The sequence below is a fragment of the Ignisphaera sp. genome (genome assembly GCA_038831005.1).
Classification (GTDB): Archaea; Thermoproteota; Thermoprotei_A; order Sulfolobales; family Ignisphaeraceae; genus Ignisphaera.
In genome coordinates, this window is the sequence record JAWBKZ010000003.1 from 31,249 (window position 1) to 57,439 (window position 26,191).

29 protein-coding genes are annotated in these 26,191 nt (G+C 37.1%); 22 read left to right on the plus strand and 7 right to left on the minus strand.

The annotated features are described in order from the left end of the window. The first annotated feature begins 1 nt into the window (after position 1). From QXK50_03510 to QXK50_03530, 5 genes are all read left to right on the plus strand, one after another. Entirely contained in the window at positions 2 to 508 is a 507-nt protein-coding gene (locus QXK50_03510; protein MEM2008232.1) for a Na+/H+ antiporter subunit E, read from the plus strand. 9 nt (positions 509 to 517) lie between these two features. Further along, complete coding sequence (locus QXK50_03515) at positions 518 to 2,140, plus strand: proton-conducting transporter membrane subunit (protein ID MEM2008233.1); 1,623 nt, start codon at positions 518 to 520, stop codon at positions 2,138 to 2,140. Positions 2,141 to 2,146: 6 nt separating this feature from the next. After that, positions 2,147 to 2,509, plus strand: coding sequence for a hypothetical protein (locus QXK50_03520; GenBank protein ID MEM2008234.1), 363 nt, complete (start codon positions 2,147 to 2,149; stop codon positions 2,507 to 2,509). 11 nt (positions 2,510 to 2,520) lie between these two features. Continuing rightward, a complete protein-coding gene (locus QXK50_03525) occupies positions 2,521 to 3,516 on the plus strand; it encodes a complex I subunit 1 family protein (GenBank protein ID MEM2008235.1) in 996 nt (331 codons plus the stop codon). A gap of 118 nt (positions 3,517 to 3,634) precedes the next feature. Then, complete coding sequence (locus QXK50_03530; protein ID MEM2008236.1) at positions 3,635 to 3,832, plus strand: hypothetical protein; 198 nt, start codon at positions 3,635 to 3,637, stop codon at positions 3,830 to 3,832. On the opposite strand, the gene QXK50_03535 is transcribed toward QXK50_03530, so the two are convergent. The 3 genes from QXK50_03535 to QXK50_03545 form a co-directional block, all read right to left on the minus strand. Continuing rightward, complete coding sequence (locus QXK50_03535) at positions 3,833 to 4,336, minus strand: DUF2148 domain-containing protein (GenBank protein ID MEM2008237.1); 504 nt, start codon at positions 4,334 to 4,336, stop codon at positions 3,833 to 3,835. A gap of 16 nt (positions 4,337 to 4,352) precedes the next feature. Continuing rightward, positions 4,353 to 4,706, minus strand: coding sequence for a hypothetical protein (locus QXK50_03540; protein ID MEM2008238.1), 354 nt, complete (start codon positions 4,704 to 4,706; stop codon positions 4,353 to 4,355). A gap of 103 nt (positions 4,707 to 4,809) precedes the next feature. Continuing rightward, positions 4,810 to 6,012 (minus strand): FprA family A-type flavoprotein, encoded by a 1,203-nt coding sequence (locus QXK50_03545; protein ID MEM2008239.1) that lies wholly within the window; start codon positions 6,010 to 6,012, stop codon positions 4,810 to 4,812. A gap of 171 nt (positions 6,013 to 6,183) precedes the next feature. On the opposite strand from QXK50_03545, the gene QXK50_03550 reads away from it, so the two are divergent. Continuing rightward, the gene (locus QXK50_03550) at positions 6,184 to 8,346 is read left to right on the plus strand and encodes a DEAD/DEAH box helicase (protein ID MEM2008240.1); all 2,163 of its coding nucleotides are present in this window, start codon (positions 6,184 to 6,186) and stop codon (positions 8,344 to 8,346) included. Between the two features lie 2 nt (positions 8,347 to 8,348). Here the strand turns inward: QXK50_03550 and QXK50_03555 are convergent, their stop codons facing one another. Then, positions 8,349 to 8,633, minus strand: coding sequence for a hypothetical protein (locus QXK50_03555; GenBank protein ID MEM2008241.1), 285 nt, complete (start codon positions 8,631 to 8,633; stop codon positions 8,349 to 8,351). 162 nt (positions 8,634 to 8,795) lie between these two features. Here QXK50_03555 and QXK50_03560 point away from each other — a divergent pair, with 162 nt between their 5' ends. From QXK50_03560 to hisI, 9 genes are read left to right on the plus strand one after another with little or no spacing between them, the layout of a single operon-like run. Next, complete coding sequence (locus tag QXK50_03560) at positions 8,796 to 9,821, plus strand: aminotransferase class I/II-fold pyridoxal phosphate-dependent enzyme (protein MEM2008242.1); 1,026 nt, start codon at positions 8,796 to 8,798, stop codon at positions 9,819 to 9,821. After that, the gene (gene hisG, locus QXK50_03565; GenBank protein MEM2008243.1) at positions 9,818 to 10,678 is read left to right on the plus strand and encodes an ATP phosphoribosyltransferase; all 861 of its coding nucleotides are present in this window, start codon (positions 9,818 to 9,820) and stop codon (positions 10,676 to 10,678) included. The genes QXK50_03560 and hisG overlap by 4 nt, the downstream gene beginning before the upstream one ends. Then, positions 10,675 to 11,373, plus strand: coding sequence for a 1-(5-phosphoribosyl)-5-((5-phosphoribosylamino)methylideneamino)imidazole-4-carboxamide isomerase (hisA, locus tag QXK50_03570; protein ID MEM2008244.1), 699 nt, complete (start codon positions 10,675 to 10,677; stop codon positions 11,371 to 11,373). Before hisG ends, hisA begins: the two co-directional genes overlap by 4 nt. Next, positions 11,366 to 11,947 (plus strand): imidazoleglycerol-phosphate dehydratase, encoded by a 582-nt coding sequence (hisB, locus tag QXK50_03575; protein MEM2008245.1) that lies wholly within the window; start codon positions 11,366 to 11,368, stop codon positions 11,945 to 11,947. The genes hisA and hisB overlap by 8 nt, the downstream gene beginning before the upstream one ends. Continuing rightward, entirely contained in the window at positions 11,944 to 12,699 is a 756-nt protein-coding gene (hisF, locus tag QXK50_03580; protein MEM2008246.1) for an imidazole glycerol phosphate synthase subunit HisF, read from the plus strand. Before hisB ends, hisF begins: the two co-directional genes overlap by 4 nt. After that, positions 12,696 to 13,910: a histidinol dehydrogenase gene (gene hisD, locus QXK50_03585; GenBank protein MEM2008247.1), complete on the plus strand. Its 1,215-nt coding sequence runs from the start codon at positions 12,696 to 12,698 to the stop codon at positions 13,908 to 13,910. Before hisF ends, hisD begins: the two co-directional genes overlap by 4 nt. Then, positions 13,891 to 14,172 carry a phosphoribosyl-ATP diphosphatase gene (gene hisE / locus QXK50_03590; protein MEM2008248.1) on the plus strand — a complete coding sequence of 94 codons (282 nt, stop codon included), beginning with the start codon at positions 13,891 to 13,893 and terminating at the stop codon, positions 14,170 to 14,172. The genes hisD and hisE overlap by 20 nt, the downstream gene beginning before the upstream one ends. After that, positions 14,169 to 14,774 (plus strand): imidazole glycerol phosphate synthase subunit HisH, encoded by a 606-nt coding sequence (gene hisH / locus QXK50_03595; GenBank protein MEM2008249.1) that lies wholly within the window; start codon positions 14,169 to 14,171, stop codon positions 14,772 to 14,774. The genes hisE and hisH overlap by 4 nt, the downstream gene beginning before the upstream one ends. After that, positions 14,759 to 15,139 (plus strand): phosphoribosyl-AMP cyclohydrolase, encoded by a 381-nt coding sequence (gene hisI / locus QXK50_03600; protein ID MEM2008250.1) that lies wholly within the window; start codon positions 14,759 to 14,761, stop codon positions 15,137 to 15,139. The genes hisH and hisI overlap by 16 nt, the downstream gene beginning before the upstream one ends. Here the strand turns inward: hisI and QXK50_03605 are convergent. Both QXK50_03605 and QXK50_03610 read right to left on the minus strand, forming a co-directional pair. After that, positions 15,136 to 16,158 (minus strand): isocitrate/isopropylmalate dehydrogenase family protein, encoded by a 1,023-nt coding sequence (locus QXK50_03605; GenBank protein ID MEM2008251.1) that lies wholly within the window; start codon positions 16,156 to 16,158, stop codon positions 15,136 to 15,138. The genes hisI and QXK50_03605 overlap by 4 nt on opposite strands. Continuing rightward, on the minus strand, positions 16,159 to 17,328 hold the full coding sequence (locus tag QXK50_03610; protein ID MEM2008252.1) for a 2-isopropylmalate synthase: 1,170 nt from the start codon (positions 17,326 to 17,328) through the stop codon (positions 16,159 to 16,161). It lies immediately after the preceding gene. A 167-nt stretch (positions 17,329 to 17,495) separates the two neighbouring features. On the opposite strand from QXK50_03610, the gene QXK50_03615 reads away from it, so the two are divergent. From QXK50_03615 to QXK50_03645, 7 genes are all read left to right on the plus strand, one after another. Further along, positions 17,496 to 17,627 carry a hypothetical protein gene (locus QXK50_03615; GenBank protein ID MEM2008253.1) on the plus strand — a complete coding sequence of 44 codons (132 nt, stop codon included), beginning with the start codon at positions 17,496 to 17,498 and terminating at the stop codon, positions 17,625 to 17,627. Then, a complete protein-coding gene (locus tag QXK50_03620) occupies positions 17,627 to 19,348 on the plus strand; it encodes an acetolactate synthase large subunit (GenBank protein ID MEM2008254.1) in 1,722 nt (573 codons plus the stop codon). The genes QXK50_03615 and QXK50_03620 overlap by 1 nt, the downstream gene beginning before the upstream one ends. Beyond that, positions 19,326 to 19,706 carry a hypothetical protein gene (locus QXK50_03625; GenBank protein ID MEM2008255.1) on the plus strand — a complete coding sequence of 127 codons (381 nt, stop codon included), beginning with the start codon at positions 19,326 to 19,328 and terminating at the stop codon, positions 19,704 to 19,706. Before QXK50_03620 ends, QXK50_03625 begins: the two co-directional genes overlap by 23 nt. After that, positions 19,690 to 20,688: a ketol-acid reductoisomerase gene (gene ilvC / locus QXK50_03630; protein ID MEM2008256.1), complete on the plus strand. Its 999-nt coding sequence runs from the start codon at positions 19,690 to 19,692 to the stop codon at positions 20,686 to 20,688. The genes QXK50_03625 and ilvC overlap by 17 nt, the downstream gene beginning before the upstream one ends. Positions 20,689 to 20,816: 128 nt before the next feature. Beyond that, positions 20,817 to 22,379, plus strand: a complete 1,563-nt coding sequence (gene cimA / locus QXK50_03635) for a citramalate synthase (GenBank protein MEM2008257.1) — start codon at positions 20,817 to 20,819, stop codon at positions 22,377 to 22,379. Between the two features lie 30 nt (positions 22,380 to 22,409). After that, positions 22,410 to 24,068 (plus strand): dihydroxy-acid dehydratase, encoded by a 1,659-nt coding sequence (ilvD, locus tag QXK50_03640; GenBank protein MEM2008258.1) that lies wholly within the window; start codon positions 22,410 to 22,412, stop codon positions 24,066 to 24,068. A gap of 200 nt (positions 24,069 to 24,268) precedes the next feature. Then, positions 24,269 to 25,156 carry an NAD(P)-dependent oxidoreductase gene (locus QXK50_03645; GenBank protein ID MEM2008259.1) on the plus strand — a complete coding sequence of 296 codons (888 nt, stop codon included), beginning with the start codon at positions 24,269 to 24,271 and terminating at the stop codon, positions 25,154 to 25,156. Positions 25,157 to 25,351: 195 nt separating this feature from the next. Here QXK50_03645 and QXK50_03650 read toward each other — a convergent pair whose 3' ends face one another. After that, on the minus strand, positions 25,352 to 26,173 hold the full coding sequence (locus QXK50_03650; protein ID MEM2008260.1) for an archaellin/type IV pilin N-terminal domain-containing protein: 822 nt from the start codon (positions 26,171 to 26,173) through the stop codon (positions 25,352 to 25,354). Between the last annotated feature and the right edge of the window lie 18 nt (positions 26,174 to 26,191).

The following is a 26,191-nucleotide window of genomic DNA, read 5'->3' on the forward strand; positions in this document are numbered from 1 at the left end:
GATGAGGAGAGCGCTAAAAGCTGTACCAGCTACACTACTAGCATTTGTAACATATATTGTTTTCTCAGGATCAATCACATTATACGATATATTGACAGGTATAGCAGTATCAATTCCTATAGGAGTTATTACAGCAAATACGTTGTTAACAAATCCATTAAAGATGCTGGACCTTAGGAGATGGATATGGCTGGTTGCATATACTTTGCGTTACTTCTTTATAGATGAGGTAAAAGCCCATATAGATGTTATCAAGAGAATAGTGCATCCAAAAATGCCTATAAATCCAGGAATAGTAAAGGTCCCGATAAAGGTCTCAACAGATTATGCATTAACGGCTGTAGCAAATTCGATAACTAATACACCTGGGACAGTAGTTGTAGATGTAGATAAAGAGAAGGGTTATCTCTATATACATTGGATCGATGTAAAGACTATAGAACCTGATGAAGCATGGAAACAGATATCACAAGTTTTTGAAAAATTTGCTAAAAAGGTTTTCGATTAGGTGATACCCATGATTTCGTTGTTCGATACCATCTATGGTATAGTTCCACCTCTACTTATATCTCTGGCTTTTGTGACCCCGTTTTTAGGTCTCTTTATAAAGAATAAAAAGTTTTTCACGATATACATCATAGTTATAACAATGATAACATTAGTAATGACGTGTCTAGTAGCCTACAACATATTTTCTAGAAATACTGTAGCTATCTATCCTTTTGGTGGATGGCCTCCACCTATAGGCATAGCTTATACTATAGATAAGCTTAATGCATCATTAGCGCTACTGGCTACATTAATAATATTACTTTCAGCAATATCAACAAAGAGTTACCTAAGTAGATACAAAAAATCTTCAACTCTTTCATATATGTACACAGCTCTAATAGGGTTTACAGCAGGCGCTATAGGGGCTCTGTATACTGGTGATATATTCAATCTTTTCGTAATGATGGAGGTTATGTGTATATCCCTATATGTTCTAATAGCTTTTCATAGAACTAGATCAGAAGCTATTGAAGCATCAATAAAGTATTCACTTGTCAGTATAATTGCGCTTATCATCTACTTCTTCTCGACAATACTAATATATAGTGGCTACCAAACGTTAAACATGGCTGATTTAGCCACAAAGGCTAGACCAATCATACTTGATATACTTAAAATGTATTCTATCGATATGCTTAGTAGTAGCTATTACTCCGATATATACATTATCACACCCATAGCTATAGCACTAATAATCTGGGTCTTCACTTTGGAATCTGCTTTATTCCCTAACCATTTCTGGTTACCAGATGCTATAAGTGAAGCACCTACACCAGTTTCAGCTATTCTTCCTATAGCAGAAATGGTTTCTATATACGTCGTTATTCGTTACCTCTTTACAATATTTGGACCAGACTCTATTTTAGCTGAAAACAATGTGAGAAATATAGTACTTTACATCCTATTGATATTAGGAATCATTGCTTCGATAGTTGGAAGCATTATGATGACATTACAGAAGGATTCAAAACGACTTTTAGGATATAGCTCTGTGAGTCATATAGGGTTCATATACATTGCCATAGGCTTAACAGCATTTACATCAGAACCCACAATACCTCTTGTTGCCTCTATATTCCATATGATTAACTATGTCATATCGAGTTCATTACTATTCTTGGCTATAGGTGCTATAGAGAGCGTTATTGGTAGTCGAAACATCGATGATATGGCAGGTCTAGGTAGAAGCGCTAAACTTGCCGGATTTAGTATTGTAATTGGTGTTCTTAATTTAATAGGTTTACCACCTCTAGGAGGATTCTTCAGCAAATTCATGATATATCAAGCTGCATTAACTGTTTCACAACCAATAATAGCTCTTCTCATTGTCGTAGCTACAGCTATAAGTGTTATGGGTTACGCAAAACTACTCCTCATACCATTTGGTATAAATAGTGAAAAGAACATAAAGGAAAGTTACAGCTTCTCAGTACCTAGCTTCATATTAGCATTAATGATTATATTGCTAGGTCTGATGCTTCCAATAGGATTGAACAAATATCTAGAGGATATCGCTAAATCAGCACATGAATATGTATACTACGTTGAATCATTTCTTAAGTACATGGTTACATTATGGCCTAGGTGAATGGAGATGATGGTACAGACATGGATATTGGATCCTGTAACCCTGAGCATAGTTGTTTCAGGATTAATGCTATTTGTAGCACTCGTTATAGCTATAGTAATTGGTCTTTTTAGAGGAGGAAAGATCTCTACAGAAGGTAGCGAGATGTATATAGGTGGTGAAAATGAAGATGTATTGAAATATAGAGTTCCAAGCATCATAGCACTGTACTGGGGTATTGTGAAACGTGCATGGAGGAAAGCATTTGAGTATCTTAGAGATGCTATACATACTGGTGTACTTAACGATTGGTATGGATTTATGAGTAGTTGGTTAGGCTTTTTACTGCTTATAGCATTGATTGCAATACTTGTTTATCTATTCATGTAGAGGTGTGAGACATGATCAATGAATATCTGTACATACTATTTGTAGTGATGGTGTTTCCCGGACTACTTTTTATGGTAGCTATAGCTCTATTTAGTGAATGGTTTTATAGAAAAGTTGTTGCTAGAATGCAGAATAGAATGGGTCCTGCATATACAGGACCTATAGGGATTCTACAGCCTTTAGCAGACATCCTGAAGCTTCTCTTAGTTAAGGAAGTTAAGAAACAGCGCTACTCATCATTAATGTTGGCAGAAGTGGGTATGTCTATAGCTATAGCATCTATCGTAGCTTCGGTATTTATGTTACCTATATCACCTCTACGTTTTTCAGCTCCTTACGATATAATTGTACTATTATATCTCTATGCTGTATGGCACTTCATAGGCTTAGCCATAGCTGTATTAGCGTATCCCAATCCTTTCGTTATAGCAGGATTGTCAAGATTAATAGCTCTAACAGTAGTTATAGAGCCAGCAATATTTTCCTCTATACTTGTTCCCGCTATACTTACATCAACCAATTGTTCACCAACATATTCAGTCCTATGCATATCAGCAAATTCATGGAGATTGTGGCTTAACTCACCTCTAGCATTCATATCCATGCTCTTAGCCCTACTATCAATTATTATAGCTACCCAAGCTAAACTAGGATTGAAACCTTTTGATATTCCAGAAGCTGAACAAGAGCTTATAGCTGGACATATAACTGAATATTCAGGTAGTATTCTAGCTCTCTACAATCTATTACATGATATTAAGCTAGCTTTTTCAGCACTTTTAATAACCTATCTATTCCTAGGAGGTCCCTACCCATACAGACATCTAAGTATAGCAGGTATAACACTTCTCGTAATCAAATACGTAGCCGTTCTATATACACTCTCATTATTACGAGCATCTTTTGGACGTAGAAGAATAGATCAAGGTATAGTAATGATCATGAAATACAGCTTAATGCCCTCCATAGCAGCTCTACTTATCAGCCTCATTACCCTAATCATATAGTACCGTAAATCTCTATTTGCATCAATCTACTATATCAAGAAGATAAAAATCAGTGTATAGAGATAAAAGTCGATTTTTAGATTTACTACGCAAGGTGAACTTATGAGGTAAATGTATTATGAGTGTAGTAGAGCTTCATAAATCCTATTTAACAATATTGATATGGGGTCTAATATGCGAAATAATAGTCCTGATTTACTATCTATCAAATAATAAATACTCATTCGAATTCTATTTAACTTTAGGCTTACTACCTATAACATTAGGAGGGGTAGTAGCCATAGTGAGAGCCATTAAGAGGGAAGTGAGCGGCTAACTATGTTTTAAAAACTCTATCGAAATATGGATTCTTGGCTAACGCTGTTAGAGGTATAGCATACACTATATCACCTTCAATAAGCCCTAACTCTTGTGCCGCTATACCAGCACTAAACATAACTCTATTATCTACATTATGTATAGATGCTGTCTTTACTGCTGAACCTATAGCTATACCTAGATTTATCAAGCTGTTCACTACATTGGCATCCAGGTTCCATTTTTGTGGAGTTTTTAGACCCATATCAACGATTTTGCACCCTATCAGTATTACTGCTAAGCTTTTCCTAATGCTTTGAGCATCTCTTTTAAAGAAATCTCCGTATGTTGATGATAATTCCTCCATCTTATTCGCTAGATACTCTATCTCCTCTACATCATCAAGTATCTTTATCACTATATTGTCGTAACCTCTGGCTTTTGGTGCTGTTAATGCTGATATAGCCATGAGTTTAGCAACATATACTATAACCTCTCTTTTGATATTATCTAGATTTAGCACTCGATAAACACCTGTACTACAACTTTATCCTACGTATTTTAACACCATTATCCATACAGAGCTTCCTAACATCATCACTGAGCTTAGAACCAGTAGAATACAGAATCAATACAGGTTTTGCTTTCAACAGTTTTGCTTTCTCGATAAAAACCTTAATCTTCTCTATATCCACCTTATCGTTGTTTTCAACTACCTCTATAGCCATTATAGATCCTCTTCCTCGCACTAGTAATGATACTGGTCCATATCGTGTAGGATGATTGAATTCGACACCATATCCCGCACCTACATATCTACCCGCTATCCTACCTAGTCTTCCATATTTCTTCTCATAAATATTCTGTATATATCTAATCTTTGCTGAAGTCATGATATTTCGCCAAAAATAGATTTGCATCAGAAAAGGTTTTAAGGTTTTAACTGTGTAGATTTGTCTATAGTAAACCTATATGACATGAACCCTACGATGAATATTATGTTCTTATTTCTTTCAGAATATTCTGTACGAGTGTCTCTAGCTTTTTCAATTCATCTGGATCTGGAATAGATTTTGTTTCAACTACAGGCTCTATAATCTTGAACCCAGCTTTTGTTGCTAAATCTACTGCGTATCTAGCTGTTGGAGTCCATGAATACGTATTGACTATAGCTATACTCCTTCCTTTACCAGCCTGTTTCAACTGAAATAGAGACATCAAATTCTCCATGTATGGAAATATACCTGAATCATAAGACGGATAGACAGCGATTACAACATAAGCTTCAACAACATCAGACAATATATAGGATGTATGAGATAACGATACATCATGAACTATTAGCTTAATCCCTGCATTACCTAATTCTCTAGATATTTTCTCAACAATTGTCTCACTTCTTCCGTACATCGATCCATAGACTAAGACTGCTCTATCTTTCTCTAGCTCAGGTTTAGACCACTTTCTATAAAGTTCTATAATTCTATTAATGTTAGATCTATATATAGGACCGTGTGATGGAGCTAAAACCTTTATTTCTAGGTTTTTCAGTTTCTCTAGAGCCTCTATAACGTTTTTAGCGTACTTGATAACTATGTTTGAGAAATACCTTCTGGCTTCCTCTAGATAGAAATCCATATCAAGTTCATCATCAAATATATCTGTACGTAAAGCTCCATAACTACCAAAGGCATCACATGAAAACAGTATCCTGTCTTCTTCAATATAGGTAACCATAGTTTCAGGCCAATGAAGCCACGGAGTGTATATAAACCTTAGGGTCCTTCCGCCTAAGGTAATTCTATCACTATCTTTAACAACATGTATTCTACCTTCTGGTATCCTATAGATAGATTTTAGAATCTTGCTACCAATAGGTGTTGTCACAACCTTTGTTTGAGGCATAATGTCTAGAACATGGGGTGTAGCTCCATGGTGATCTGGCTCTAAATGGTTAATAACTATGTATCGAATTCTATCAAAATCTTTAACAACTTCTTTAACCTTACCTAGATACTCATACGTATATCTCTCATCAACTGTATCAATAAGTGCAGCAGCGTCACTACCTATTACCGCATAAGCATTATACGATATACCGAATGGTAGAGGCCAAAGCGATTCAAAAAGCTCTTTAATTTCATCATCTACACCAATCCAATAGACATTATCTGAAATAGCTACAGGTCCTAAAACCATACCACCACCTTATAGTTGATTATGTTTGATAAACAATAAAAGCTTTAGCATTATGATTGAGGTATATTCGTAGACAGTAGCGTGTTATGTATATTTTTGGACACCTCTCAGTATATAACGTTACCAAGTTAAGATAACATATGGATATTCAGGACACTCATAGTGATGCTTATGGATATCCCTGAGCCTATAGCTAGTGGACTAAGAGAAAAAGGAATAAAGAGTTTCACACCTCCACAAGCCGAGGCTTTAAGAAAAGGTCTTCTCGATATGAATAATATGGTCATTGTAGCACCTACTGCTAGCGGTAAGACTCTTATTGGTGAAATAGCTCTAATTGCTGCTACAAAAAATGGAAAAGGCATCTATACAACACCACTAAAAGCTCTAGCTTATGAAAAGTATAGTGAATTCAAATTTTGGGAACGATATGGTATAAAGGTTGGTATATCTGTTGGAGATTACATCGTTACTCAAGAAGAGATAGAGAACTTAGGTAGATTCGACCTAATTGTTACTACCTATGAACGTCTAGACTCTATTATGAGGAAAAGACCTAGATGGTTTGATAATGTAAGAACCATAGTCATAGATGAAATGCATATGCTTGGGGATGCTGGTAGAGGACATATAGTTGAGATGATAGCCATGAGGGCTAAAATGCTAGGAATACAGATAGTGGCTTTATCGGCAACTATAGGCAATCCTGATGAGATAGCTAAATGGCTTAATGCTATTCTCATTAAATCTGATTGGAGACCTGTGAAGCTTTACGAGGTTATAGCTTATAAGAATAGAGGTGAAAAAACTTGGACCATGCTCATACCTAGAGAAGTAGCTTATGGTCTAGCCACTATAACTGTCGATGATTTAACTAATTACTGGTTGCAAAAAGCTGTTAGTGAAGGTTTTAATGTGTTAGAGTTCAAATATTCTAGAAAAGCAGTTGAAGAATTAGCTTATACATATGCTCCCGTATTGTGCAAATCCCTACCAGATTATGAACTACGAGAACTAGATGTTTTAGCAAAAAAACTCAAAGATCAGCTCCATGATTTTGAGTACGAAAAACTATATCCGTTAATACGTTGTGGAGCATCTTATCATCACGCTGGTTTATCGTTTAACGCTAGACAATTCATAGAAAAGGCATTTAGAGAAAGACTACTAAGGTATCTAGCTGCTACACCAACATTAGCCATGGGTGTTAATCTGCCCGCTAGAGTAGCGATCATAAACACCAGATACTTTAGCGAGAAATACATGAAGAGGATCAGTATATTAGAATACAAACAGCTTTCGGGTCGTGCTGGAAGACCTCAGTATGATCCCTACGGTATAGTTGTGATAGGTAAAGACGTGACATCTCTATCTGAAGCCAAAAAATATATCGAGGGTACACCAGAAGCTGTAGGTTCAAGTCTATGGAATGATGATGCTTTGCGAAAACACGTTCTCGCTTCAATATCGTCAGGAGAAACAACAACATTAGGGGATCTTGTCAAGTTTTTTAGTATGTCGTTCAATGCAGTAAATATGAATTCAATAACCATAGAAGAAAAATTAAGAAAGACAGTAACTATGCTAGAAGAGCTTGCAATGATTAGATCACGAAAGACCGGAACAGAAGTAACATTCACACCTACAAACTTAGGTATGGCAACATCGTGGCTCTACATAGACCCTGTCTCAAGTTTCATAATAATAGATGGACTAAAAGACAGAGAAGATGTACCTCCTCTATACTATCTTTCGCTCATAGGTATGACTCCTGATTTTGCTGATGTACATATAGCTAAACAGGCATATGAATGGTTCGAAGAACTTGTAACAGATCTTGAAATAAGGGGAGAGGTTCCGCCACAATCTCTAGAGTATAGAGCAAAAGACCCTAATGTAAATTGGTTTAGAGGATGTATAATTGGATTGATATTAAGGGATTGGATAGAAGAGGTTCCCGAGAGAGTTATTGTTGAGCGATATGGTATAGAACTTGGTGATCTCGGAGTTATCAAAGAAACTGGTGAATGGCTTGTATTTTCAGCATACATTATTACGAGAACTGCGAGATTAAAGAGACACAGCGATAAGCTTGAAGTACTAATTGATAGAGTGAGACACGGAGTCCGAGAGGATGTTCTGGATTTAGTCAAGCTCAAGTACATAGGTAGAGTCAGAGCTAGAATTCTCGTTAATAATGGTATAAGAAACGTTAAGGATATAATCGAGAAGCGTGAGCTTCTGATAAAGCTTCTAGGTGAGGGATGGGGTAAAAAGATTTTGGAAGAATTAGAGAATATCTATACTAATGATGTAAGCAGTAAAGAGAGATAAGTCTATGTTTTTCGTCTGATCTTTCTGGGCAACCTCCTCATTTCAAGCTCTTTGTCATCGATATCAGGATACTGTATATTCTCTAAATCTTTAATGTATTCTGGAAGCTCATCAACATTTATCAGCTTTTTTTCTAGAGCGAAATGAAGCAGATATTCATAGTCTACATCTTCTAGAGAAATTGGATCTCCATCATCTCCAAGTTTCTTCTTAATCCAAGAAGCGAATTCTTCAACCATGCCATTACGAACTATAACATCTATTAATTCATCCCTCGGTATGTACACAACTAACACCCAGCACCTAGATAATGTAGTGTGAATTTGTTAATAAGCTATATATATTCATGAATGATCGCTATGCATATAGATACCTTAGTTCTATGGTTTTTGTATAAATGATGTAATACACTAAGCTTAAAAACCCTACACAAGGTTGAATGAAAGGGGATGTTTATTGCACCAACACAAATCCGCTATGTGTATGAAGAGCCTCCAAATGAAGCCATAAGGTTGCATCTCAATGAATGTTTATACAATGTACCTGATTTTGTAGTAGAGGCTGTTACAAAATATCTAAAGAGCTGTAATCTATACCCAAATAAGAGCCTCTTTGATAGATTAAGAGAACTTCTAGCTGAATACACCAAAACTAATAAAGACAATGTCTATCCATTTGTTGGAGGCGATGGTGCCTTAAGATCTATTTTCTATAACTTAGTTAACCAAGGTAACAAGGTTCTATACATAGATCCAACATTCGCTATGATAAAGGTATATGCAGAAGCAAGAGGATTAGTAAGCGTAACTGTTAACAGTTATGAAGATGGTGATTGGTGGAGAGTAGATACTGATGCTCTAATAGAGAAATCTAGAAATGTAAACCTAGCCGTAATAGTTGATCCTAATAATCCTACTGGTGGTCCTGTGGTACACGCTAAAGAGAATGTAGTTGAAGCCTTAGCAAAGAATGTTAATGGTTATGTTGTGTTCGATGAAGCATATCATGAATATGCAGGTTATACTGTAGTCCCCTATATAGATCGATACCCAAACATTATAGTTGTTAGAAGCCTTAGCAAAGCTTTCTGTTTAGCCGGCTTCAGACTTGGCTATATCGTGGCAGACAAAAATGTTATAGAAAGGATATCAGCGATACACACGACCTTCGATATACCTACACCATCACTTGTAGCAGGTATAAGCGCATTAGAAAATAGGTGGCATATGGAGAAGGTGGTGAATAATATAAAGGAGATACGAAACTACCTCTATGAAAAATTCAAAACCCTGAATCTGAAGGTTTATAGATCTTTAACGAATTTCCTACTAATCAGAGATAAAAGAGATCTTAGTAGTATTCTGCGAAAACATGGTATATACATTAAGAAAGTTGGTGAAGATCTATATAGACTAACAATACCGCCACCAGAGCTATGTAGCAAGATATTATACGTTATAGGTAGAGAGTTATGAAGATAGCTATACCTAATAAAGGTAGACTTCAAGAACCATCGCTAAAACTTCTTCAAGCAATAGGAATAAAGCCTAAAGTGTTTGATGAAAGAGCTTTAGTCATTCCAACTAATTGGAGTGATGTAGAGCTTGTAGCAGTAAGAACAGAAGATATACCATATATTGTTGAAAGTGGAGGAGCTGAACTAGGCATAACAGGTCATGACTATGTTGTGGAATCTGAAGCAGATGTTGAAGAGCTAGTGAAGCTCGATTTCGGTGAAGCAAGTATAGTGTTTGCCGTACCAAGTAGCTGGAATATACAAGATGCATCTCAGATTAGGGATAAAAGTATAAGGATTGCAACCAAGTACTACAATATCGCTTCTAAATATATCAGAGAACAGAATCTAAAGGCAAAAATAGTAAGAGTTAGTGGAGCTACAGAAGTTATGCCATATCTAGGTGCAGCTGACGCAGTTATAGACGTTGCTAGTAGTGGTACAACACTTCGTATCCATGGTCTAGAGCCTATAGATACTGTGTTACAGACATATGCAACACTTATTGCTGGTAAGAACTGGCGAAATAGTCGTTACGCTGAGATGATAAAGCTTATTGTAACACTTGTCCAGGGAGTTATAAACGCCAAAGGGAAGAAGATGGTCTTCATGAATGTTCCTAACAATAGACTCAATGATGTGCTTAGCGTTCTCCCAGCGATGTTGGCTCCGGCTGTAACGAAATTAAGTAAGGCTGATGCTTGGGAGGTCATAACGGTAATTAATGAAGATGATATCCCTATTGTAGTAACTAAATCTATATCTAAAGGAGCTAGAGATATAGTTGTACTAGATATCGAAAAGGTGATATCTTGATTAAGGTTATGCCCAGCATAGATATAAGTGATGGCAGGGCTGTGAAACGTGTTAAAGGTGTTAGGGGTACCGGTATAGTTATTGGCGATCCTATTAAAGTTGCTGAAGAACTGTATAGCAATGGATATGAAGCAGTACATGTAGTAGATCTAGATGCTGCAGAAGGAGTGGGAGATAATAGTCATTTAATAAGCAATATATCGTCTATAGGATTTAGTTGGATTCAAGTTGGAGGTGGCATAAGAAGTTTAACTAAAGTTTATAGAGTTCTTGGATATGGTGCTTCAGCTGTCGTAATATCTTCGTTATTCTTTAGAAATAGAAGTGAGTTTAACCATATAATCAACAATGTTGGTGGTGATAAAGTCATTCTTACACTAGATTACAGATCTGATGGATACGTGTATGTTTCTGGATGGAACGAGAAGGCAATAGAAATTGATAAAGCAATAGAAATTGCTTCGCAATATCCTTTACTAGGTATAATGTTTACCTATATAGATACTGAAGGAACTATGAGTGGAATAGATAGTAATATAGCTAAATATGTATCAAAGGTTAAAGGGCTGAAAGAATATGCTGGAGGTATCTCGAAATACGAAGATATATTGTTGCTGAACTCTATGGGTTTTGATTACGCTATAGTCGGTATGGCTCTCTTCAGAGGCTTTCTTAGGGGTGTAAAAAATGACTAGGCAGTGTAGATATTCAAGGGAGACACTAGAAACTTTTACAGAAGTCTATATAGATATAGACTCAGAGGGAGAGATCAGGATTGATACACCTATACCGTTTCTAAACCATATGCTTGAAACATTATTCAAACACATGAATTCCTCTGCAACCATTAAAACTGTTGATAAAAAGCCTTACGATGATCACCACATTGTGGAAGATACAGCCATAGCTATAGGTGAAGCTTTGGCCAAATGTATAGAAGATAAATCAGGTATAAAGAGATATTCACATGTTGTTGTACCAATGGACGATGCCTTGATTCTTGTAGCAGTTGATATATCTGGAAGAGGTGGTAGTTATATAGATCTAGATTTAGAGAAAACAGTTATAGGTGGAATGAGTACTGAAAATGTTAATCACTTCATAGATACATTGGCCACCCGATCAAAGATAACTATACATGTTCTAAAGATTAGAGGTCACAATATACACCACATTATAGAGGCTGTGTTTAAGGGATTAGGTCTAGCTCTACATGATGCTACACGAATCATTGGTAGCGGTATCAGGAGTACAAAGGGAGTAATATGACTGTTAAGAGAATAATTCCCTGTCTAGATGTAAAGAATGGAAGGGTAGTCAAGGGTGTAAAGTTCCAGAACTTGAAAGATAAAGGTGATCCAGTAGAGCTTGCTGCTAGATATGAAGAAGAAGGTGCAGATGAGATAGTGTTTCTTGATATAACTGCAAGTATAGAGAATAGAAAGACTTTACTCAATGTTGTTAAAGATACTGCAAGTGTGTTATCAATACCTTTGACTGTTGGAGGAGGTATAAGAGATTTAAATGATGTAGCTGACGTTCTATCATATGGAGCAGATAAAGTAAGCATAAATACAGCTGCAGTAAATAATCCAAAAATAATTTCAAGAAGTGCTGAAGAATTTGGTTCACAGTGTATTGTTGTAGCTATAGACGCTAAGAGGAGTGGCGATAAATACCTTGTATATACGTACTCAGGCACATACAACACAAACCTAGATGCTGTAGAGTGGGCTAAAACCGTTGAAGCCTTAGGGGCAGGCGAAATACTTTTGACCAGTATAGACAGAGATGGAACTAGACTTGGATATGATGTAAAGCTAACTAAAAGTATAGCATGTGCCGTTAGATTACCAGTTATAGCTAGTGGTGGAGCTGGGAGTATGGAGCATTTCTACGAGGTTTTTGTACAAGGTTACGCTGATGCTGCATTAGCTGCCGGTATATTTCATGACTGTATTGTAAGTATAAGGGAACTCAAGCTCTACCTCAGATCCAAAGGTGTTGAGGTCAGATTATGACTATATATTACCGGTTCCCAAATGTAAGACCTTTAGAACTTGAAAAAGTTTTAGATGTTGTTAAAAACACTATAGAGTATGTTAGAAAATATGGTGATAAAGCTTTAAAAGAATTTACAAAGAAGTTCGACGGTGTGGATATAGATACTATTGCAATAGACAGGCAATACTTATTGAAATGTTGTAAAGATCTTGAGCCTGGTCTCAAGAAATCTATAGATATTGTCCATGATATTCTATTCAAAATTCATGAGCTTCATCTACCTAAAGATGTTATAGTAGAAGTTGAAGGTGTTAGATTGGGATATGTTTGGAGAAGCATTGATAATGTAGGTATATACGTACCAGGAGGAAAAAAATCTTATCCTTCATCACTATTAATGGCTGGAGTACCAGCTAAAGTTGCAAAAGTTAAGAAAATGTATGTAGCCTCTCCACCTATGCCTGATGGCTGTGTTAATCCAGCCGTAGCTTACGTAGCTCTAAAGCTAGATGTTGATGAAGTGTATAGAATAGGTGGTGCACAAGCTATAGCGGCACTTGCCTATGGAACTGAATCTGTTAAGAAGGTTGACAAAATTGTGGGTCCTGGAAACATATATGTCCAAGCAGCAAAATTTCTCGTACAGGATGCTGTAGCTATTGATGGTATAGAAGGACCCACAGAACTTGTTGTTGTAGCTGATGAATCAGCTGAACCAGAGATGGTTTCAATTGACATGATGGCACAAGCTGAACATGGCCAGGGAACATTTATAGTATTGATATCTAATTCGAAAAAGCTTATACAAGAAGTAGGTAAAATCCTAGAGCAAGATAAAGATCATGACTATTACATTGTTGAAGTTAGTAGTATTGATGAAGCTATAGATATAGTCAATACTATTGCACCTGAACATCTATCGCTTCATGTAGCTCAACCACAAAAGTACCTGAACTATATAAGTAATGTGGGTGCCATATCTTTGGGGAAAGAACCTCCAGCACTAATAGACTACATAGGTCCTAACCATATACTTCCAACAAATAGATGGGCTACATCTAAGGGTGCATTAAGTGTCTACGACTTTCTCAAACCTTTATCAATAATACTCGATAGTTCGTCCATAAAGAGAGAAGTTATTCAAGCTGTTCTACAACTAGCTGAATATGAAGGGTTTAAAATACATAGCAAGAGCATAGGTGTAAGATTTGGATCTAGTCCTAGCTGAACTTTATAGCACTATAGTTGATAGAATAGAAAAGAAGCCTACAAACAGCTACACGGTTCAGCTAGTAAGTAAAGGTATTGAATATGTTGCTAGAAAGTTTGGTGAAGAATCTATAGAGGTAATAGTGGCCGCTTTAGCAGAATCTAGAGAAAGACTTGTAAGTGAAGTAGCTGATCTCCTATATCATCTCTTGGTGTTGATGGCGCTCAAGAACATTACACCAGAAGATATTGCTAAAGAGTTATTGAGGAGACGTAAATGAGAGCTCTGGTACTTAATTATGGTGTAGGCAATCTTTTCAGCATATCGTCAGCATTAAAACGTGTAGGTTTTGATGTACATATATCTAGTGATCTTGAATACGATTATGATCTCCTAGTCTTACCGGGTGTAGGTTCATTTAAGGCTTTGGGACCTTATATAGAAAAGGAAGGTTATGTGCTTAAAGAAGCAGTTAGTAAGGTTTCTGCAATACTTGGTATATGTCTAGGTATGCAGATACTGTTTGAGTATAGTACAGAGTATGGATACTCAAAAGGATTAGGTATACTGGAGGGATATGTAGACAGAATTATAACCAGCAAGAAACTTCCACACATAGGTTGGGATAAAGTGTACCTCTTCAACAAAAACGATAAATGCGAAGTGTTCGCCAAACTTGATGGTAAATATGTGTATTTTGTCCATAGCTATGTTGTTTATCCCAGACATCTCGACCACATATGCATGCTAAGTCATTATGATATGCTCTTTCCAGCAGCTATAGCCTATAGAAACATATTTGGAACACAATTCCATCCAGAAAAAAGCGGTTCTACAGGTAAACAGCTTCTTGAGGCTATTGCTCAATGGATAAAGAGATAGTTGAGTTCAGTAGAGAGAGAGCTGAAGAGATTGCAAATAAGCTGAGATTTAGATACGAACAGAATACCGTTATAGTTGTTGTACAAGATATCGATACAAAGGATGTGCTTATGGTGGGACATATGAACAGAGAAGCATTTATAAAAACATTAACCACGGGATATCTACATCTATGGTCTATATCACATAGCAAGATCTGGCTTAAAGGCGAAACTAGCGGTAATTATCAAGTTGTTGTAGATATTAAAGTTGATTGTGATGAAGATGCCATTGTAGTTCTAGTTAGACCTCTAGGGCCCATATGTCACACTGGTAATAAAACTTGTTTTTATAGGAATATAAGGAATATTGCTGAAGAACCTTAGTAGCTGATTTTTTCGAGGACAGCTTCAGTAAATTCAATTGTTTTACTGTTTCCACCAAGATCTGGCGTTAGTTTTGTACCGTCCTTGAGGACCTCTAGAATAGCTCTATCTATTGATTTAGATGCCTTGATATATGTATCTATACTGTGTTTCTCACCTAACCATTTAAGCATCCATGAAACACAGAATATCATTGCCATAGGATTGGCTAAACCTTTACCAGCTATATCGAATGCTGCACCATGTATAGGTTCAAACATTGCCTTCTCATCACCTATGTTTGCTGATGCAGCTAAACCTATGCTTCCAGAAACATAAGCTGCTAGATCGCTAAGTATATCACCGAATAGGTTAGTGGTCACAATTACATCAAATCTTTCAGGCCTCCTAACTATATCCATAACTGCAGCATCTATATACATTTCATCTACCACTACATCATTGTAGTTCTGAGCTACTCTATATATACACGATCTAAATAAACCATCACTAACAGTTAAAACATTAGCCTTATGAACTACTGTGATCTTCTTCCTTCTACTTAATGCTAAATCAAAGGCTACTTTAGCTATTCTTTCGCTTGCCCTTTTACTTACTACACGTAAAGCTATAGCTACATCATCTGTAACCATGTGTTCAGCTCTTACATATATGTCTTCAGTATTTTCTCTAACTATCACCAAATCTATATCTCTTCTCAGCGAGTTAACACCTGGTAAAGCTTTAGCTGGCCTGATATTAGCATACAGATCTAGACCTCTTCTGATTTTCACTACAACATCTCCCGCACTTTCACCTACAGGACCCTTAAGTATTGCATCACTTCTCTTTATGATATTCCACGAATCTTCTGGAAGAGCCTCACCAAACATTTTAACCGCAGTATCTCCGCCATAAACTTTCGTAACCACAATTTGAAGACCATAGAATCTAACAACTTTCTCTAGCACTTTAAGAGCTGATGAGACTATCTCGGGCCCTATACCATCTCCTTCTATAACAGCTATATTGAAGACCATTCATATTCTCCTCATAGCCTTTCTAATCACATCATCTAATACATATTTATCGATTTTAATGCCCTTGTCTCCAAGTTCTTTAACCATCTTTAGGACCTCCGTAACCACCTCTTCTCTCAGTTCTATACCCATTTGTTTCAATACATATTCAACAGCATGTCTACCGCTATGTTTCCCTATAACTATAAGTCTTTCAGCTCCCACAATAGCTGGATCTATAGGCTCATAGGTTAGTGGATGGCTGAGAACCCCATGAACATGTATTCCTGATTCATGCGCAAATGCGTTGCGACCAACTATAGCTTTATTGGGCGGTACAGAAATCCCGAAATATTTTGCTACTATATCAGCTACTTTACGTATCTTCTCAAAATTTATACCAACCCTACAGCCTAGGAGGAATTTTGACGCAGAAGCTACTTCTTCTAGAGCGGCATTACCTGCTCTTTCACCTACACCAATGACTGTTACATGTACTTGTTCTGCACCTGCCTCGATAGCTGATATACTGTTTGCTACAGCCATACCAAAATCGTTATGACAGTGAACACTAACTATGTAATTACCTTTAACATTATTCTTGACATACGATACCAAGCGTGATATGTAGCTTGGATATGCAATACCAACAGTATCAGCTATATCTATCCTACTTGCACCAGCATTAACAACAGCCTGAAATATCTCAACCAGAAACCTTGGTTCAGATCTTGTAGCATCTTCAGCACTAAATTCAACAACAACTCCATGAGCTTTCGCATACTCAATTGCCTGAACAGCTTTTTCTAAAACTTGTTCACGAGTCATCTTGAGCTTGTACTCCATATGTAAATCCGATGTAGCTATAAAGGTATGAACTGCATCTACATCAGCATCTATAGCCTTATCTATATCGGCTTTTACTGCTCTAGCCAATGCAACAACTTCTGCACGACTAACACTCTTAGCTATAAGTTTAACAGCTTCAAACTCACCTTGACTCGTTATGGGAAATCCTGCCTCTATAGAGTCCACACCTAGTTCATCTAACAGTAACGCTATCTCTAATTTTTGCTCAACACTTAAATCAACCCCCGGCATCTGTTCTCCGTCTCTTAATGTAGTATCAAGTAACCTAATGTATTTGTCTAGGTTTTTCCTACCTATTTCCAGGGGGTAAGCAATAGACATCCCCTACACTACATCATTTTTAGAGGTATATAAGCCTTCATTAACATATTAAGATGATACACAAGTGGTATAGTATACAAACAGATATAAATATGTTTAAATTGTAATTGTTAGTAAATGCTTAGAAGAAAAGTTTAAAAACTCGCTACAAGAAGGGGTAAATTGGTTTGCGTGGTGAGGCTGATGGAACTCCAAGTCCGTTAACGTCAGACAACGAGCATAGTATGTTCATAGATAATGAGATTGATGTAGAGATCTGGACCAACAGACTGTATATCAAGTCCGGAGGAGAATTCTAATGATAGGAGCTAAACTTATGGTAGAATCTCTTGTTAGGGAAGGCGTTAGGGTTATATTTGGTATACCAGGTCTATCGAACATGAAATTCTATGATGTCTTATACGACTATGTTAAAGATGGATACCTAAGAAACATTCTAATGAGACATGAACAAGGTGCAGCTCATGCAGCTGATGGATATGCAAGAGCTTCAGGTTTTCCTGGTGTATGTACCGCTACCTCAGGACCTGGAGCACTTAACCTTGTAACAGGTATAGCTACAGCTTATTGGGATAGCTCTCCCATAATAGCTATAACAGGTCAAGTACCATTATCATCGATGGGTAAAATGGCTTTCCAAGAAGCAGACATAATAGGTGTTGTACAGAATATCTCTAAGTTTGCAATTAGGTTGAATAGTGCAGATGAAATACCTATATGGATTAGAAACGCTTTCTATATAGCTTTAACAGGTAGACCCGGTCCCGTTGTGATTGATGTACCTAGAGATATTTGGACTCAAAACGTAAACAATGGTGTAAAAATCTCTGATATACAAAGTATTAAGGGTTATAGAGAGTTTCCATTAAAGATAGATCAAATAGCTATCAAGAAGGCTATAGAGTTGCTCGTTAATGCTGAAAAGCCATTGATTCTTGTTGGAGCAGGAGTCGTTTGGAGCAATGCTACAGAAGAAGTCGTAACTTTATCGGATCTTCTTGTTGCACCAATAGTATCCACATTTCTCGGTAAAGCTGCTGTACCACATGACTATCCACTCTACTTAGGTATGATGGGATACTATGGGCGGGCCGAGGCTAATCAAGCTTTCTTAGAGTCTGATGTAGTTCTTGTTGTTGGCGCTAGATTAAGTGATAGAACAATAACTAAGTATGACGATATCAAAGATTCAAACAAGAAGATAATTATGATCAACATAGATCCAACAGAAATAGAGAAACAGAGCATAAAAATCGACGTAGGTTTGGTAGGCGATGCCAAAACGATATTGAGGGAACTGATATCAGCACTAACAATAGTGGCTAAAAAGTATGATAGAACTGAATGGATTAGACGCATCAGGGAGCTTAAAGACTACTACACGAGGATATACTATGAAGACGATGGTAAAGGTTTAAAGCCTTGGAGAGTGCTCAAGACAATTAGAGATGTACTTCCACGAGACGCTATCGTGACAACTGGCGTAGGTCAGCACCAGATGTGGACTGGAGTATTCTGGGATGTACTTAAGCCTAGAACATTTATCTCTTCTGGAGGCATGGGCACCATGGGTTTCGGATTTCCTGCGGCAATAGGTGCAAAACTTGCTAGACCTCAGAACGTGGTTGTTGATTTAGATGGTGATGGCTCCTTCCTAATGACTGCAAACAATCTTCCTGTTGTTGTTGAAGAAAATATTCCTGTAATAGTTGTTGTATTTGATAATAGAAATCTAGGTCTAGTTCGTCAAGTTCAAGATCTATTCTTTGGCGGTAGAATAATATCTGTAGAGCTAGGCTATAGAACTGACTACATAAAGTTGGCGGAAGCTTTTGGAGCTTTGGGATTTGATGTCCAAAGCTATGAAGATATTGCTACATCTGTTAAAACTGCAATTAAGGAGAATGTAGCTACTGTTATAAGAGTACCTATACCTGAAGATGAACTAGCCATACCTACACTACCTCCTGGAGGAAGTCTTAGAGAGATGATCATACGTGACCCAAGGAAAACTAGTTAGGGCTATAGGATACTATCACGATGCTAGCTATATAGAGAGAATTGTGGCTACATTCAGAAAACTACTGATAGATGTCGATTGGATATATGGTAGAAGAATTAACGATGAAGGGCTTTTCGAAATTTATCTCTTAGTAAAAGATCATCCAAATTTACAGCTAGCCATACTTAATTTAAGCAAAACTGTTTCTATTGAGCGTGTTGATGTTTTTAATGACCTAAGAATTGAAGTTCTAAAAGTAGGTAACAAAAATAAAAACAGCAAAACTATTGAGCAACACGACTTCGTACTATATATACCTATTTATTCCCGTGTCGTAAGCTATAGTTGGGGTGAAAGATATGGCGAAAATATATAGAGATCAAGATGTCTCCCTGGATCCGCTTAAGGATAAAGTTATAGCCGTAATAGGTTACGGTAATCAAGGAAGACCCTGGGCTCTAAACCTACGTGATTCTGGATTAAATGTTGTTATAGGTCTAAAGATTAGAGATTATAGTTGGAAACAGGCTGAAGAAGATGGATTCACACCTATGTCTATCGAAGATGCTGTAAATAATGCCGATGTAATTATCTTTATGGTACCCGACATGGTGCAGCCAGAAATTTGGGAAAAGCATGTGAAATCGTTCATGAAGAATGGTGCGGATCTTGTTTTCGCACATGGATTCAACATACACTTTAAGTTGATAGTCCCTCCATCAACATCTGATGTATATATGATTGCCCCTAAAGCACCTGGAGCAATGGTTAGGAGAATGTTTGAGAAAGGTAGTGGTGTTCCAGTACTTGTTGCTGTATATCAAGATGTTTCTGGAAAAGCTCTTCAGAAGGCTCTTGCAATAGCTAAAGGTCTAGGAGCTACACGCATAGGTGCTATAGAGACTACCTTTAAGGAAGAGACAGAAACCGACCTCTTCGGTGAACAAGTAATACTTGTTGGAGGCATAATGGAATTGATAAAAGCTTCATTCCAAACACTTGTAGAAGCTGGATACCAACCCGAGGTAGCTTATTTTGAGACCGTTAATGAGCTTAAACTAATTGTTGATTTAATCTATGAGAGAGGATTAATAGGAATGCTCAAGGCAGTCTCTGATACAGCTAAGTATGGAGGTATAACAGTTGGTAAGTACATTATAGATCAAAACGTTAGAGCTAAAATGAAAAGTGTTCTAGACAGAATAAAGAGTGGAGAGTTTGCTAAAGAATGGTTAAATGAATATAGAAACGGTATGCCTACAGTAAAGAAGGAGCTTAGTGAATTGGAAAACAGTGTACTAGAGAAGACAGGTAGATGGCTTAGAGAAGAATTCATACTTCGAGAACAACAAAAATAGATGTGAATGGTATTCATACCTGTTTATACAATTTGTATCCAATAATCCTACATAAAGTTTTTAAACTTCTACAATATTTTCGGATTCGGTGTAGTAGGTGGTTGGTGGTTTAGAAATCCGTTGAAATACTGGATACAACACTTAGAGATGGTTCGCAAGCCAGCGGTATCTCTCTAACAGTTGAAGACAAGATAAAAATCGCATTAGCTCTTGATGATCTAGGCGTAAACTATATAGAAGCAGGATGGCCTGGATCTAATCCGAAAGATGCAGAATTCTTCAATGTAATAAAGAGGTATAGCCTATCACATGCGAAAATAGCTGCTTTTGGAAGTACACGAAAAAGAAATTCTAAGGTCTATGAAGATGAGAATATTAAGGCTATATTGAAAGCAGATGTAGATGTTGCTGTAATCTTTGGAAAAAGTTGGTCTCTACATGTATACGAAATTCTACATGCCTCTAAGGAAGAGAATCTAGAGATGATATATGATACCATCAACTACCTAAAGAGCCATGGAGTTAAGGTGATATTTGATGCTGAACACTTCTATCAAGGATACAAAGAAGATCCCGAATACAGTTTAGAGACACTCAAGATTGCTGAAGAAGCTGGTGCACAAACCATAGTTCTATGCGACACAAACGGCGGTACAACACCTTTAGAGGTCTATGAAATAACTCGTAAAGTTGTATCTACAGTTAAGATACTAGTAGGACTTCATATGCATAACGATATTGGTTGCGCTATTGCAAACACTATTGTAGGTGTAGCAGCTGGTGCTAGACATGTTCAGGGCACAATAAATGGTATTGGTGAGAGGACAGGTAATGCCGATCTTGTGCAGATCATACCAACACTATTCTATAAACTGAACCTAAAGGTACTAAATGGTATCGAATCAATCAAAAAATTGAAAACAATATCCAGATTGGTCTACGACGCACTTAATATGAAGCCTAATCCCTATCAACCATATGTAGGTGACTACGCTTTTGCTCATAAAGCTGGAGTCCATGTAGATGCTGTTCTAAAGAATCCGCGAGCTTATGAACATATAGATCCAGAAGTCGTAGGAAATACACGAAAATTCATTCTATCAGATCTATCAGGTAGTTCAAACATTGTCGCTATTCTTAAGGAGATAGGTATAGATGTGGATAAGAAGGATTCTAGAGTTAGAAGCGCTTTATCGAAGATTAAAGAGCTTGAGAAATTCGGTTATAGTTTCGATATAGCGCCAGCATCAGCTATACTGATTGCTTTGAAGGAGCTCGGATACGTTGAAGAAACACTAACTCCCTATAGCTGGCGTATATTTCTCGACTCAAGTGGCTTAAGTGTAGCTGTAGTTGATATCAAGAATGTTAACGCTAGAGCTATAGATGTAGATGCAGTTAAGGCTGTAGCTAGAGCATTTTCTGAAGCTGCATCAATAGTATATCCCTCGACATCTGGTATAAAGATCGTAAGCTCATCTATATCTGTGCTGAATGGTGGCCTTTTTAGAGTTACAGTAGAATTAGGGTACGGCAACTATAGATGGTCTGCTCAAGGTGTGTCCATAAATGTTGTAGAAGCATTCATTAGAGGGCTTATTGATGCTTATGAATATTTTCTAGCTATCTTGAAAAAGAGTCAACAACTACTTATCCTCAGCAAACAGAGTTTTAATTTCCTAACTCTTTAACTATAGCAGATATCGTTTAGGTGTTTGTCCATGAGAAGCAATGTTGTAAAGAAAGGTATTGAGAGAGCTCCTCACAGATCTCTATTCAAAGCCTTAGGTTTAACTGACGAAGAGATAGAGAAGCCCTTGATAGGTATAGCGAACTCGTGGAATGAAGTTATACCTGGACACAAGCACCTTAACCAGATCGCTGAAGCCGTGAAAATCGGTGTAAGACTTGCTGGTGGAACACCCCTAGAGTTCAACACTATAGGTATATGTGATGGTATAGCTATGGGTCACGAAGGGATGAAGTATTCTTTACCATCGAGAGAGCTTATAGCTGATAGCATAGAGGTTATGGCTAAAGCCTATCAATTCGATGGTTTAGTCCTTATAGCATCATGCGATAAAATCATACCAGGTATGCTCATGGCTATAGCTAGACTAAATATACCATCAATATTCATATCAGGTGGACCTATGCTTGCCGGAAGATATAGAGGTAAAGATATTGATCTACACGATGTCTTCGAAGCTGTTGGAGCAGTAAAGATAGGCAAAATTTCTTTAGATGAGCTGAAGCATATAGAAGAAGCTGCATGTCCTGGTGTAGGATCATGTGCAGGAATGTTCACAGCCAACACACTAAATATACTGACTGAAGCTTTAGGTATATCTCTACCTGGTAATGGAACGATACCTGCTGTAGATGCTGCTAGAATAAGGCTTGCCAAGATTACTGGTATGAATATCGTGAAACTTGTTGAGAAAAACATAAAGCCTAGAGATATATTGACCAGAGAGGCTTTTCTAGATGCTATAGCTGTCGATATGGCTCTAGGTGGATCAACAAACACCGTTCTACATCTAATGGCTATAGCTAAAGAATGTGAGATTGATTTAAGTCTAGATGATTTCGATAGAATTAGCGAGGCCACGCCTACATTAGCTAGGCTTAGTCCTGCTGGACCTCACCATATACAAGATCTCCATGAAGCTGGAGGTGTAGCTGCAGTTATGAAGGAACTCGATAAGAAAGGACTCATACATAGAGATCGTTTAACTGTAGCTCTAAAAACCGTTGGGGAGATAATAGATGGTTCACAAGTTATGCGCAGAGATGTAATTAGACCTATAGAGAATCCCATGCTACCGAGAGGAGGCATAATGATTCTAAAAGGTTCTTTAGCACCTCTTGGTGCTGTTATAAAAGTTTCAGCTCTACCGGAGAACCTCTACTTCTTCGATGGTGTAGCAAATGTCTATAATTCAGAAGAAGAGGCAGTAGCAGATATTCTTAATGGAAGAGTTGAGAAAGGTGATGTAGTTGTGATAAGATATGAAGGACCTAAAGGAGGGCCAGGGATGAGAGAAATGCTGACTGCCACATCTGTTCTCGTTGGCATGAATCTCGATAGAGATGTAGCTCTTATAACAGATGGAAGATTCTCTGGAGCTACTAGAGGTATCTCCATAGGTCATGTATCACCTGAAGCAGCTGAAGGAGGTCCTATAGCTGTTGTCGAGAATGGTGATAGGATAAGAATAGATTTGAAGATGAAGAAAGTCGATTTATTAGTAGATGAAGATGAATTGAATGAAAGATTCAAGAAATGGAAACCTGCTAAAATAAGGTTTAAGGGCTATCTAAAAAGATACTCAGAACTCGTTACCTCATCATGTACAGGTGCTGTATTTAAGGAATAGAGCTTTCTAGAGAGTAATAATGTTCAAATCCTTCATAAGTTTCAAAATGTTTTCAGTTAAAGATATACCTATATTTCATTAAATTATGTTTAGTAGATGATGTTTTGAACCTGGGTCTGAAAAATGATGAACGGTGCAAACGCTGAAGATACAAGAACTATATATTTCTTCTTTGCAAACTAAGAAGTGGGTAATGATATATGGATGTGTGTGTTATTGGTTTAGGTTTGATGGGTTCTGCTCTCGCTAAAAGGCTTAGGAATAGTGGATACAATGTTATACTATACAATAGAACTATTGATAAAGCGTATAGACTTGCAGATGAGATAAATGCAAAAGTTGCTGAAAGCCCTAGAGAATGCTGTAACTCGTCAGATATTACTGCTATATTTGTTGCAGATGATAATGCGTTAATAGATGTAGTGTTTCCACCAAATGGTTTTGCTGATTCAAGTAGAGACAAGGATATAGTTAATATGTCGACAGTATCAACAGCAGTATCAGAAAGAATACATAGATTTATTGAGGCTAGTGGAGGAAACTATGTAGAGAGCCCTGTGTATGGAAGTGTATCAGAAGTTCTAGAAGGAAGACTAGTGGCTATAGTTGCAAGCAATAAGAATATTAATGAAAATGTTAAACAGTTCTTATCATCTATATCCAAAAAAATCATGTATGTAGGAAACATACCTAGAGCAATGGCACTTAAACTAGCTCTAAACCAGCTAAATATGGTTATAGTGGCTACGCTAGCAGAAACTCTCTCGTTTTTGAAGATCAATGAAATAGACTACTCGCTACTTGAAGAACTTGTTAGAGGAACATGGATGGAACCTATACTAGATAGATTCATGAAAAGAGCTCTAGAAGAACATCCACCAAGATTCAGAATAGAATTAGCGGCAAAAGATCTACAAAGCTTTATAGAATCTGCAAGAATAAAGAAACTGAATACCCCAATAACAGCAGCCGCAATGCATAGATATCTAGAAGCAACACTACACAACTATGGAGATAAAGACTATCCAAACATAACAAAATACATAATAGATACTATACACAAACAGAACACTAAAACCAAACAATGACCACAACTAAAAAACACCTCTACAACAATAACACCTACATAGATAAACACTAAGGAGCTATCTCAAAGACACTAAACCTATTAAGCTAGATAAATAGATCCAAAACTACTGAAACCAAGAACATACACAATACAAATAATAAAAATAAATATTATATTAAATAAAAAGATCTTTATCTACACTATCTCTAACTCTCTAACCTAGATCTACAACACCTTGTGTTAAGCTTGGTGGCACACTTCTCTCTATCGTTAAAGGAGCTCCTATAGGTACCCTAACCTCAAACTTAACAATATCGTAACTCTGAGGCATAGAGTTACTTGAATTATAGTATGTTAGCATAAGTACTTTTTCACCAGGATCAAGCACTATATCCTCATTTATCTTGGTGAGCCAAGCTATAACAGTAACAACCTCACCACCAGTAAACCTTCCAAAGAACTCCTTCAACATAATGCCATTAGTGTCAACATCATCTGGAAGAGCTATCAATATCTTATAATCTCCAGCCGTATCGCCTATTGTGCATCCTTGTTCATTACAAGTTGCGTAGTATGTCTTTACTTCTCCCTTCTTACCACTAATCATGATAACGCTCTCATTTATTAATGCTTTTGTTATATTTGCTAGTTTTTGTGGTGTATCTATTGGTGTTAGTATTGCTGCTAGATAGGTGTTTGCTATTGATATTCCTCTTTGTGGACTCCAGTACGCAACTATAGATTTACCTGGTGTTAGATCTACTACATATTGACCTGTAGATAGTTTTATAGGTACATAGACGAACTGTATCCTGGATTGAGATACATCTACATTAGCTACAAGTGTTCCATCTACTTCTAGTGCTGATGCTGATTGACCTAAACCTCTCTGAATTACTTGCCTAGTTTGCTGAGTTGTGAAGAATCCCATGTTTAGTACTACGAATGCTAATGCTGCTGCTACAATAACGAATGCTATCATTACTATAGCTGCTTCTATACCTACGATACCTTTTCTGTTTAAGGGTTTCTTCATAGAGGTTCACCCATTTCG

Bases quoted from the DNA above. Each gene is read 5' to 3' on its own strand.
- QXK50_03510 (MEM2008232.1), top strand. From the start codon at position 2: ATGAGGAGAGCGCTAAAAGCTGTACCAGCTACACTACTAGCATTTGTA.
- QXK50_03515 (MEM2008233.1), top strand. From the start codon at position 518: ATGATTTCGTTGTTCGATACCATCTATGGTATAGTTCCACCTCTACTT.
- QXK50_03520 (MEM2008234.1), top strand. From the start codon at position 2,147: ATGATGGTACAGACATGGATATTGGATCCTGTAACCCTGAGCATAGTT.
- QXK50_03525 (MEM2008235.1), top strand. From the start codon at position 2,521: ATGATCAATGAATATCTGTACATACTATTTGTAGTGATGGTGTTTCCC.
- QXK50_03530 (MEM2008236.1), top strand. From the start codon at position 3,635: ATGAGTGTAGTAGAGCTTCATAAATCCTATTTAACAATATTGATATGG.
- QXK50_03540 (MEM2008238.1), bottom strand. From the start codon at position 4,706: ATGACTTCAGCAAAGATTAGATATATACAGAATATTTATGAGAAGAAA.
- QXK50_03545 (MEM2008239.1), bottom strand. From the start codon at position 6,012: ATGGTTTTAGGACCTGTAGCTATTTCAGATAATGTCTATTGGATTGGT.
- QXK50_03550 (MEM2008240.1), top strand. From the start codon at position 6,184: ATGGATATCCCTGAGCCTATAGCTAGTGGACTAAGAGAAAAAGGAATA.
- QXK50_03560 (MEM2008242.1), top strand. From the start codon at position 8,796: ATGTTTATTGCACCAACACAAATCCGCTATGTGTATGAAGAGCCTCCA.
- hisG (MEM2008243.1), top strand. From the start codon at position 9,818: ATGAAGATAGCTATACCTAATAAAGGTAGACTTCAAGAACCATCGCTA.
- hisB (MEM2008245.1), top strand. From the start codon at position 11,366: ATGACTAGGCAGTGTAGATATTCAAGGGAGACACTAGAAACTTTTACA.
- hisF (MEM2008246.1), top strand. From the start codon at position 11,944: ATGACTGTTAAGAGAATAATTCCCTGTCTAGATGTAAAGAATGGAAGG.
- hisD (MEM2008247.1), top strand. From the start codon at position 12,696: ATGACTATATATTACCGGTTCCCAAATGTAAGACCTTTAGAACTTGAA.
- hisH (MEM2008249.1), top strand. From the start codon at position 14,169: ATGAGAGCTCTGGTACTTAATTATGGTGTAGGCAATCTTTTCAGCATA.
- hisI (MEM2008250.1), top strand. From the start codon at position 14,759: ATGGATAAAGAGATAGTTGAGTTCAGTAGAGAGAGAGCTGAAGAGATT.
- QXK50_03605 (MEM2008251.1), bottom strand. From the start codon at position 16,158: ATGGTCTTCAATATAGCTGTTATAGAAGGAGATGGTATAGGGCCCGAG.
- QXK50_03610 (MEM2008252.1), bottom strand. From the start codon at position 17,328: ATGTCTATTGCTTACCCCCTGGAAATAGGTAGGAAAAACCTAGACAAA.
- QXK50_03620 (MEM2008254.1), top strand. From the start codon at position 17,627: ATGATAGGAGCTAAACTTATGGTAGAATCTCTTGTTAGGGAAGGCGTT.
- ilvC (MEM2008256.1), top strand. From the start codon at position 19,690: ATGGCGAAAATATATAGAGATCAAGATGTCTCCCTGGATCCGCTTAAG.
- ilvD (MEM2008258.1), top strand. From the start codon at position 22,410: ATGAGAAGCAATGTTGTAAAGAAAGGTATTGAGAGAGCTCCTCACAGA.
- QXK50_03645 (MEM2008259.1), top strand. From the start codon at position 24,269: ATGGATGTGTGTGTTATTGGTTTAGGTTTGATGGGTTCTGCTCTCGCT.
- QXK50_03650 (MEM2008260.1), bottom strand. From the start codon at position 26,173: ATGAAGAAACCCTTAAACAGAAAAGGTATCGTAGGTATAGAAGCAGCT.